General features: G+C 68.0%; 5 protein-coding genes. 4 read left to right on the forward strand and 1 reads right to left on the reverse strand.

Annotation, left to right across the window (positions count from 1 at the left end):
- On the reverse strand, positions 1-1,815 hold the full coding sequence (locus VF194_RS16210; protein WP_330892233.1) for a N,N-dimethylformamidase beta subunit family domain-containing protein: 1,815 nt from the start codon (positions 1,813-1,815) through the stop codon (positions 1-3).
- Between the two features lie 557 nt (positions 1,816-2,372).
- Between VF194_RS16210 and VF194_RS16215 the strand changes: the two genes are divergently transcribed.
- From VF194_RS16215 to VF194_RS16230, 4 genes are all read left to right on the forward strand, one after another.
- Positions 2,373-3,485: an ABC transporter substrate-binding protein gene (locus VF194_RS16215; RefSeq protein ID WP_330892234.1), complete on the forward strand. Its 1,113-nt coding sequence runs from the start codon at positions 2,373-2,375 to the stop codon at positions 3,483-3,485.
- Positions 3,486-3,881: 396 nt separating this feature from the next.
- Positions 3,882-4,838, forward strand: coding sequence for a succinylglutamate desuccinylase/aspartoacylase family protein (locus VF194_RS16220; RefSeq protein WP_330892235.1), 957 nt, complete (start codon positions 3,882-3,884; stop codon positions 4,836-4,838).
- A complete protein-coding gene (locus VF194_RS16225; protein ID WP_330892236.1) occupies positions 4,835-5,473 on the forward strand; it encodes a hypothetical protein in 639 nt (212 codons plus the stop codon). Before VF194_RS16220 ends, VF194_RS16225 begins: the two co-directional genes overlap by 4 nt.
- Entirely contained in the window at positions 5,466-7,433 is a 1,968-nt protein-coding gene (locus tag VF194_RS16230) for an ABC transporter permease subunit (RefSeq protein WP_330892237.1), read from the forward strand. The genes VF194_RS16225 and VF194_RS16230 overlap by 8 nt, the downstream gene beginning before the upstream one ends.
- Positions 7,434-7,458: the final 25 nt, after the last annotated feature.

Genomic DNA, 7,458 nt, shown 5'->3' on the forward strand with positions numbered 1-7,458 from the left:
TCAATCGCCGGCATAGGTCTGCAGCACGTTGCGCGTGACGATCTGCGTGGCGGCATCGCCCCGTTTCAGCCCGGCCACCCAGTCGATGGTCCCGGCATTGAAAACCTCGCCGCGGCCGAACGGCATGGTGATGATCATGCCGCTGCCGCGGCCGGCCTTGTCGCGGTTTAACGGCGTATCCTCGCCGTAGCGGCAGAAAGCGAAGAAAGGGGTTTCATCGGGCAGATAGGTCATCTCGCCGCGCAGGCCGCCGGCGGTCTCACGGTTATGGGCAAGCCCCATGGCGATGATCTCGATGCCCTCCGGCGCTCCGTCGCGACCGGTCGGCTGCGGCAGGCCGTCGCGGATGACATAGTCCAGGCCGTCGACCTCATAGCCGAAGATGCGGGCGGCGGCGCCGAGCTGGTCGCCATAGCCCAGCCCGGTACCCGCCAAGGCCCAGTGCTGCGGCCGGTAGACGGTGAAACCGCCGCTGCCATGGCCGACCAGGCTGCCGAAGCCGGCATAGATTCCCCACAGGCCGTTTAGGCCCAGCGTCTTGGCGCCGGGCCAGTTGATGAGGGGATCCTCCCAGCAGGTGGTGACACGGCTTTGCTGGGCCGTGCCCATCAGCGGATCATGGGAGCGGGCCAGCCGGTTGTAGCAGACCTGAACGCTGCCGGCCGCCTCGAGGCGGATCTGCCAGGCGAAGTTGCCGGCGAAGCGCGCGACATGGCCGCCCTTGGCGAGATAGCGTTCGACCGCCTCGCGCATCTCCCAGCTCCAGTATTCGTCATGACCGACGATGACGACGCAGCGATAGGCGTCGAGCAGCTCGGGCGAGAAGTGCAGGTCATGCTGGCTGGCGAAATCAAGGGCGAAGCCGTTGCGCTCGGCCCAATGGGCGAACAGCCGCTCGTAACAGGCCCAGCCGGCATTGGCGTAGTATCGGCTGTAGCCGCGCTGGAAGGCGAATTCGAATTGCGGATAGCGGGTGATCTCGCCCGGTCCGGGGGCGACATCGTGCAGTTTGCGCGGCGCATTCTCCGGCAGCCAGATGAAGCCCTTGGCATAGGGCCTGTGGATGCTGAGCCGCGGTGCGATCGACAGGCCTTGCGGATGGCTGTCGGCGCAATAGGAGCAGGCGCCGCCCCAGTCGTTGTAGGCCGCCCAGGTGCTGGTGGCGGCGATCAGGAGGAGTCTGGCGCGGGCGCCGGGTGCGCCGGGCAGCACGAAGAAGCCATGTTCCTGCTCCCGCACGCCGCCTTGTCCGTCCTCGATGGCGGCGCGAATGATATAGAAGCCGCTCGGCAGGTCGGTCGGCAGCTTGACCTGCGCCACCACCGGCCAGCCGCAGCCCTGTTCGATGAAATCCGCCGGCGGCATGTCAAACGGCAGCGCCACGGCCGGCAGCTCGATCAACGGGGTCTGCTGCAGGTCATCGCGATAGATCGTCAATGTCGCCCTATCCCGGCTCGAGCAGCCATGGATGCGCAGGCTCTCGCCGGGCCGATAGGACAGCCGATCCGTGTAGCACCAGATCTGCGGCCTGCTGCGGTCATCGACCGGCCGCTCGTAGAAACGGGCCAGCAAGGCGTCGAAGCCCTGCGGGCGCGGCATGAAGGCGCCCCAGACATCGGGGTTGGCGGCGCCGAGCAGGGCCGCGGCAGAATCGCTGCCGGCCGCGCTGGCGACGGATGCGGCGCCAGCGGCGGGATCGGCGGCTTTTGACGCTGTGGTCTGCCGCCATTGCCGGGCCGGCCCGTTCGGATCGCGCGGACGACCGCGCCCATTGGCGGGATTGCCCTTTTGCCGCTGGCCCTTCTTCTCTGCCATGTGATGTCCCTCGCTGCGTCCTCTGGCCTTCGGCTTCGGTGTAAGCCAGTTGTCGGCCGGAGAATGGCGTCGAAGTGACGATCCCTCCGCCGGCTTCGGCGATCTGGCGGTCATATCGGCATACGGGCGGCGGCCGGTCGGATCCGCCCGGCGCCTTGCAAGGCGGCCATCCTCCCCATCGCCAGCTGCAGGGTCCGGCCGCCACGAATGGCTTCAGCCTGTCTGCGCCTGGCGTGATTTTGCCGGAACGACGGCGGGAACCGACAAAACGCAGATTGTTTCGGACAGTCCTCTTCCCTGTACTGCCCCGGCCACAGCGGATGGCTGCATTTCACGCTCCTGCATGGCGATGTCCGGTGCGCCGCGCCCTGTCCAGCGGCCGGCGCTCAATCGCCAAGCCGTTGGCTGCGGAGCCGCAAGCTGCAGGCCGCAAGCTGCAGGCCGCGCTTTGCAGGCTGCGCTTTGCAAGGCTGCGCTTTGCAAGGCTGCGCTTTGCAAGCTGGCAAGTTCCAAACAGCGCCGGCCGCTGCGGCGCGCAAACGAACGGGGAGGAGTTCATGATCAGACCATTGTTGCGACATCTCATCTTCAGCGCCTGTCTGCCGCTGCTGGTTCCGGCCAGTCTGGCGGCGCAACCGGCATCCTCCGCCCCGGATCTGCATGGCAGCGGCGAAGTTGTGATTACGACCGGCGGCGGCAGCTGGGAGGCGGCACAGCGCCAGGCCTATTTCGAACCCTTCGAGAAGGAGACCGGGATCAAGGTCGTGCTGGTGCCGGGCGATCGCGGCAAACTGCTGGCTTCGATCGAGCGTGGCCAGCCGGATGCCGATCTGACCAATCTCAGCGCCGGCACGATCACCAGCTTCATCAAGCGTGATGCGCTGGAGAAGATCGACTATTCCTATTTCGATGCCGAGACCCTCGACGGCATCTCGCCGGTGCTCAGACACGAATACGGTGTCGGCGCCATCCTCTATGCCGTCGTGATGGCCTACAACGAGGCGGATTATCCCGCCGACAAGCCGCGGCCGCAGACCTGGGCGGATTTCTTCGACGTCAAGGCCTATCCCGGCCCGCGCGGCCTGTCGGGCTGCGGCGACCGTCTGATCTCCGGCGGCAATCTGGAATTCGCCATGCTGGCCTCAGGCGCCGACAAGAAATCGATCTATCCGATCGATCTCGATCGTGCCTTCGCCATGCTGAGGAAATTGCAACCGGATGTCGGCCGCTGGTGGCAGATGGGCGGCGAGGCGCCGCAAGGGCTGATCGACGGCGAGTTGGCGGTCTCCACCGCCTTCAACGGCCGGATCTACAGCGCGCGCCAGCAGGGGGCCAAGGTCGGCCTGACCTGGCACCATGCCCTGGTGCAGTATGATTACTGGGTCGTCCCCAAGCACAGCCCCAACGTCGTCAACGCCATGAAATTCCTGGCCTTCGTCAGCCGCGCCAAGCCGCAGGCGGAGTTCGCGAACCTGATGGCTTTCGGCCCGGTCAACCGCAAGGCCTACACCTATATCCGCCCCGAGCTGATGGATTGGCTGCCGGGCTCGCCGAAGAATGCCGACGAGGTGGTCTACCAGGATTACCGCTGGTGGACCGCCACCGGCCCGGACGGCAAGACCAACTGGGAGCGGGCCATGGCGCGCTGCGTCAGCGAGCTGGCCCGCTAGTGCCGTCCCTGGGAGAGGCATCTGCCGGCGGTCATCGGCCATGCGGCGATTGGATCGGGCGCGGCATCGCTTGGCCGAGAATGCAAGCCGGCGTCCCGCCGCGGAGGAGCGGCTGCCGTCCTGCATGGTGTCGGACAGAAGACGCAGCTCCTCGCGGAGGTGGCGCGCGGACTGGCGCCGATCTGTGCCGGGAAGCATGAAGCGGCCCGGAGCATGAAGCGGACCCGGACAGCGTAAGCAAACCGGAGATCGTGAGCGGACCGAAGATCGTGAGCGGACGGAGAGCGGTGAGCAAGGCCGGGCGGAGAGCGGGCAGGGCCGGATGTAGGTGAGCAGGGCCGGACGTAAGTAGCAGGCCGGGCGGAGAGTGGGACCGGAGACAGGCGAGGATATGGCGTGCGTGTCAGGACAGTAACGGAACGGCCGCTGCGGTTTGCGGCGGCGGCTTTGCAGGACCACCGCTGGTCTAGCTATGAAATCGAGGGCGACGGGCCGGGGCCGCGGCTTTGCATCATGGCGGGCATGCATGTCAACGAGGTGGCGGGCATCGCGGCGGCGCGGGAACTGATCGCATATTTCCGGCGGGCGGCGTTTATCGGCCGGGTCGCGATCCTGCCGATCGTCGATCCGCCGGCCCTTGCCGGCTATGTCCAGCATGTCAGTCCGGTCGACGGCAAGAACATCAATTTCAGCTTCCCCGGATCGGCCAGCGGCAGCTTCAGCGAGGCTCTGGCCGATGCCCTGCTGAACGACTGGGCGGATGACGCCGATCTGCTGATCGATCTGCATGGCGGGGATCTGTGCGAGACGATGGTGCCCTTCACCATCGTGCAGCAGACCGGCGATGCGGGGTTCGATGCCGGCAATCTCGCCCTGGCGCGGGCCTTCGCCCCGCCGGTCATTGTGCGGCTGTCGCCTGCGGCGCTGGCGCGGCCGGGGCGCAGTTGTACGGCGCGGGCGGCGCGACGGCAGCGTGCCGTCTTCGCCGAAGCCGGCGCCAATGGTCTGCTCGATGCCGCCAGCACGGCCTTCCATGTCGCCGGCGTCCAACGCGCGGCCGCCGAGCTCGGCATGCTGGCGGGCGGCGCAGAGGTCGCCGGCACGGCTCCGGCGCTCGCCGGCAGCTATCACTTTATCGCCGCCGCGGTGGATGGTTGGTGCGAATACGCGGTGACGCCGGGTGAGCGGATCGCCGCCGGCCAGCTGCTGGGCCGGATCGAAGACCTGGGCGGCGGCGTCGGGCACGACCTGCAGGCGCCGGCCGCCGGCATCCTGCTATGGCGCTGCACGCATCCGCTGGTGACCGCCGGCCAGGCCCTCTTCGGCCTGGCCGGCGAGATCGAGGACGCATGAGCAAAGCCTGGAACATGAGCATGCAGGAGCGCCTTCTCCCCTTCAGCAAGCTGGAATCCAGCGGCCGCGATTTCGTGCTGCTCGCCGACGGCACGCTCGCCGATCTTCTGCTGGCCGGTGGCGATGAATGCTGGCGCCATCATGGCGCGCGTCTGGCCGAAGAGCTTTGCCATCGCGGCCGGGGCATCGGCGCGGATGGGCTGCTGCTCATCGGATTCGCCGCGGCCCCGGCCGCCTACCGGCTCGTCACGCTTAGGCCCGCCTCACGGCCGGCCAGCCGGATGCCGGCACCGGCCCAGCCCACCGGGGAAAGGCCCGCCGGGGAAAGGCCTGCCGGGGCATTGGCGGATCCAGCCGTCGACATCAATGGCGTATTCTGCGCCGCCCGTTTCTGCAGCCAGCAGGATCTGGCTGCGGCACGGCACAGCATCGCCACCGATCTCGGGCCGGTCGAGGCCTGTGTGGCAGCCGATGTCATCCGGCTGACCTGGCATTCGCCGACGCATGCCTTGCCGGGCGGCCATGCGCTGCGCGAAATCGACATCTGCGGGACGGCCCGCATCGTCTATAGCGGCACGCTGCACCGGCCATGCTGGCTGGCGGCACCGGAGCAGAAGGCAAGGCAGCATGGCTGATCCGGCGCGGCAGTTCGGCAAGGGCGCCGGAATGGCGGCGTCGGACCCGGCAACGGGGCATCACGGTGGCGCGGAGGAGCACCAGGCGGCAGAGCCCGCTCCCGGGGATGCTGCGGCGCGGCGCTGTGCCGCCGATGCCCCGTTGCGCGGTCGCGCATCCGGGCAAAGCCGCTGGCGGCGGATGGCGGCGTGGAGATTCCGGCCGGATGCCGCCGTCTCGCAAGGCCTGCGGCCGGTCCTGCAACTGACGCCGGCCCTGCTCCTCGTGGTCCTGTGCTTCCTGCTGCCGCTGGGCCGGGCCATCTGGGGCAGCATCGACGGCGCGGCCTTCGATTTCAGCCGCTATGGCACCATTCTGGCCGAGCCGCTCTACCGCGACGTCCTGTTGCGCAGTTTCGAGATCGCGCTTGTGGTCATGCTGTGCTGCCTCATGGCGGGCTATCCGATCGCCTATCTCCTGACGGCAATACCGCGCCGCCGCGCCGCCCTGTTGGTGGTGTTCCTGCTGGTGCCGCTATTCACCGCCTTCCTGATCCGCACCTATGGCTGGATGTCGCTGCTGGGGCGCCATGGCGTGCTGAACACGATGCTGCTGGCGCTGGGCGTCGTCGATCAGCCACTGCGGCTGCTGGGCACGCGGCTTGCGGTCTATATCGGCATGGTCCATGTGCTGGCGCCGATCGCGGTCTTTACGCTCTATGCCAGCATGGCCCGCATCGACCATGCGCTGCTGCGGGCGGCCCGGGTGCTCGGCGCCCATCCGCTGCAGGCCTTCTTGCGAATCTATCTGCCGCTCAGCCTGCCGGGAATCGTGGCGGCGGGCCTGCTGGTCTTCATCCTGGCCATCGGCTTCTTCATCGCGCCCGTGCTGCTCGGCAGTCCCGCCGATACCATGATCGCGCAATTGGTGGTGACCCAGATCACCAGCCTGAGCGACCTGGCCTTCGGCTATGCGCTCGCTGTCCTATTGTTGCTGGTGACCGTCGCCGCGCTGCTGATCGCCGGCCGCCTGGTGCCGCTGGAGCAGATCTGGGCGCCGCAGGCATCCTCGATCGGCGGCCGGGGGCGCCGCCGGGGCAGGCCCGGCCGGCTTGCCGGTCCAGTGCGCTGGCTGGGCGTGCAGCTGGAGCGGGGGCTGATCGCCGTGCTCGGCCGGCCGGCCTGGCTTGGCGGCCTGCTGCTGCGCGGCTATGCCGTCCTCTTCGTTGCCTTCATGCTGGCGCCGCTGGTTGTCGTCTACATCCTGTCCTTCAGCGATTCGCCGTTCCTGGTGTTTCCGCCGCCGGGCTTCTCCTGGCGCTGGTACGAGGCCTTCCTGACCAGCCCGGAATGGCGCGCCGCGCTGTGGATGAGCCTGCGCCTGGCCATCCTGGTCGCCAGCCTGGCGGTGGTGATCGCCGCTGCCGCCGCCTTCGCCCTGGTGCGCGGCTTGCTTCCCGGGAAGCGGGTCGTCTTCTTCCTGATCATCGCGCCGCTGCTCGTGCCGGTGATCATCGTCGCGCTTTGCCTTTATGTCGCCAGCGCCGATTTCGGGCTGCTGGGCAGCTTTCCCGGCCTGGTCATCGGCCATCTTCTGATCGCCGTGCCCTATGCGATCGTCGTCCTGCTCGGTGCCGTGCGCGGCCTGGACCGCACCCTGGAACATGCCGCCGCGACATTGGGCGCCACGGCGGTGCTGACCTTGCGGCGCGTCGTGCTGCCGGCATTGCTGCCGGGGCTGGCAAGCGCCTGGATCATGGCCTTCCTGCATTCCTTCGACGAACTGCTGGTCACGCTCTTCCTGCTCGGGCGGCAGACGGAGACGCTGCCGATCCGGATGTGGGCCGAGATCCGCATGCAGTTCGATCCGGTGATCAGCGCCGCGTCCGGCACGATCGTCGGCATCGTCGCCGGCATCGTCCTGCTCGCGCAATGGCGCCATCTGGCGACAGCATCGGAGCCGGAAAGGAGGCGGCGATGACGGCGGAGGCGGTGCGGCATCATCA

The sequence above is a fragment of the Ferrovibrio sp. genome (assembly GCF_036381655.1).
Classification (GTDB): domain Bacteria; phylum Pseudomonadota; class Alphaproteobacteria; order Ferrovibrionales; family Ferrovibrionaceae; genus Ferrovibrio.